Raw genomic sequence first — 3191 nt, forward strand, 5'->3', positions numbered from 1 at the left:
TTTGATGCCTGGCAGTTCCCTACTCTCGCATGGGGAGACCCCACACTACCATCGGCGCTACGGCGTTTCACTTCTGAGTTCGGCATGGGGTCAGGTGGGACCACCGCGCTACAGCCGCCAGGCAAATTCTGTTTATCAGACCGCTTTTGCGTTCTGATTTTATCTGTATCAAGCTGAATTGATGTCTTTCTTTCACCAAAACATCTTTGGCGTTGTAAGGTTAAGCCTCACGGTTCATTAGTATCGGTTAGCTCAATGTATCGCTACACTTACACACCCGACCTATCAACGTCGTAGTCTTCAACGTTCCTTCAGGACTCTCAAGGAGTCAGGGAGAACTCATCTCGGGGCAAGTTTCGTGCTTAGATGCTTTCAGCACTTATCTCTTCCGCATTTAGCTACCGGGCAATGCCATTGGCATGACAACCCGAACACCAGTGATGCGTCCACTCCGGTCCTCTCGTACTAGGAGCAGCCCCCCTCAATTCTCCAGCGCCCACGGCAGATAGGGACCGAACTGTCTCACGACGTTCTAAACCCAGCTCGCGTACCACTTTAAATGGCGAACAGCCATACCCTTGGGACCTACTTCAGCCCCAGGATGTGATGAGCCGACATCGAGGTGCCAAACACCGCCGTCGATATGAACTCTTGGGCGGTATCAGCCTGTTATCCCCGGAGTACCTTTTATCCGTTGAGCGATGGCCCTTCCATTCAGAACCACCGGATCACTAAGACCTGCTTTCGCACCTGCTCGAGCCGTCACTCTCGCAGTCAAGCTAGCTTATGCCTTTGCACTAACCTCCTGATGTCCGACCAGGATTAGCTAACCTTCGTGCTCCTCCGTTACTCTTTAGGAGGAGACCGCCCCAGTCAAACTACCCACCAGACACTGTCCGCAACCCGGATCACGGGTCTACGTTAGAACACCAGCCATTAAAGGGTGGTATTTCAAGGTTGGCTCCATGCAGACTGGCGTCCACACTTCAAAGCCTCCCACCTATCCTACACATCAAGGACCAGTGTTCAGTGTCAAGCTATAGTAAAGGTTCACGGGGTCTTTCCGTCTTGCCGCGGGTACACTGCATCTTCACAGCGAGTTCAATTTCACTGAGTCTCGGGTGGAGACAGCCTGGCCATCATTACGCCATTCGTGCAGGTCGGAACTTACCCGACAAGGAATTTCGCTACCTTAGGACCGTTATAGTTACGGCCGCCGTTTACCGGGGCTTCGATCAAGAGCTTCTCCTTACGGATAACCCCATCAATTAACCTTCCGGCACCGGGCAGGCGTCACACCGTATACGTCCACTTTCGTGTTTGCACAGTGCTGTGTTTTTAATAAACAGTTGCAGCCAGCTGGTATCTTCGACTGATTTCAGCTCCACGAGCAAGTCGCTTCACCTACCATCAGCGTGCCTTCTCCCGAAGTTACGGCACCATTTTGCCTAGTTCCTTCACCCGAGTTCTCTCAAGCGCCTTGGTATTCTCTACCTGACCACCTGTGTCGGTTTGGGGTACGATTTCGTGTTACCTGATGCTTAGAGGCTTTTCCTGGAAGCAGGGCATTTGTTACTTCAGCACCGTAGTGCCTCGTCATCACACCTCAGCGTTATACAGAAGTCCGGATTTACCTAAACTTCCCGCCTACATGCTTAAACCGGGACAACCGTCGCCCGGCTAACATAGCCTTCTCCGTCCCCCCTTCGCAGTAACACCAAGTACAGGAATATTAACCTGTTTCCCATCGACTACGCCTTTCGGCCTCGCCTTAGGGGTCGACTCACCCTGCCCCGATTAACGTTGGACAGGAACCCTTGGTCTTCCGGCGTGCGGGTTTTTCACCCGCATTATCGTTACTTATGTCAGCATTCGCACTTCTGATACCTCCAGCACCCCTCACAGGACACCTTCAACGGCTTACAGAACGCTCCCCTACCCAACAACACATAGTGTCGCTGCCGCAGCTTCGGTGCACAGTTTAGCCCCGTTACATCTTCCGCGCAGGCCGACTCGACCAGTGAGCTATTACGCTTTCTTTAAATGATGGCTGCTTCTAAGCCAACATCCTGGCTGTCTGTGCCTTCCCACATCGTTTCCCACTTAACTGTGACTTTGGGACCTTAGCTGGCGGTCTGGGTTGTTTCCCTCTTCACGACGGACGTTAGCACCCGCCGTGTGTCTCCCGTGATAACATTCTTCGGTATTCGTAGTTTGCATCGGGTTGGTAAGTCGGGATGACCCCCTAGCCGAAACAGTGCTCTACCCCCGAAGATGAGTTCACGAGGCGCTACCTAAATAGCTTTCGGGGAGAACCAGCTATCTCCCGGTTTGATTGGCCTTTCACCCCCAGCCACAAGTCATCCGCTAATTTTTCAACATTAGTCGGTTCGGTCCTCCAGTTAGTGTTACCCAACCTTCAACCTGCCCATGGCTAGATCACCGGGTTTCGGGTCTATACCCTGCAACTTAACGCCCAGTTAAGACTCGGTTTCCCTTCGGCTCCCCTATACGGTTAACCTTGCTACAGAATATAAGTCGCTGACCCATTATACAAAAGGTACGCAGTCACCCTGATAAATCAGGGCTCCCACTGCTTGTACGTACACGGTTTCAGGTTCTTTTTCACTCCCCTCGCCGGGGTTCTTTTCGCCTTTCCCTCACGGTACTGGTTCACTATCGGTCAGTCAGGAGTATTTAGCCTTGGAGGATGGTCCCCCCATATTCAGACAGGATACCACGTGTCCCGCCCTACTCTTCGAGTTCACAACACATGCGATTTTGTGTACGGGACTATCACCCTGTACCGTCGGACTTTCCAGACCGTTCCACTACCACACATGCTGATTCAGACTCTGGGCTGCTCCCCGTTCGCTCGCCGCTACTGGGGGAATCTCGGTTGATTTCTTTTCCTCGGGGTACTTAGATGTTTCAGTTCCCCCGGTTCGCTTCATTACGCTATGTATTCACGTAATGATAGTGTGTCGAAACACACTGGGTTTCCCCATTCGGAAATCGCCGGCTATAACGGTTCATATCACCTTACCGACGCTTATCGCAGATTAGCACGTCCTTCATCGCCTCTGACTGCCAGGGCATCCACCGTGTACGCTTAGTCGCTTAACCTCACAACCCGAAGATGTTTCGTAAAACACATCGTGTTGCGAAAATTTGAGAGACTCGAACACACC

Annotated in this window: 2 rRNA genes; both read right to left on the reverse strand. The window is 52.2% G+C overall.

From position 1 onward, the window contains the following. Positions 1-6: 6 nt before the first annotated feature. Positions 7-122: ribosomal RNA gene (rrf, locus tag FCH32_RS23070) — 5S ribosomal RNA — on the reverse strand. Positions 123-216: 94 nt separating this feature from the next. Then, positions 217-3126 (reverse strand): 23S ribosomal RNA (locus FCH32_RS23075). Positions 3127-3191 lie beyond the last annotated feature (65 nt).

Origin of the sequence: Citrobacter gillenii, assembly GCF_013337685.1 — a bacterium.
Classification (GTDB): Bacteria; Pseudomonadota; Gammaproteobacteria; order Enterobacterales; family Enterobacteriaceae; genus Citrobacter; species Citrobacter gillenii.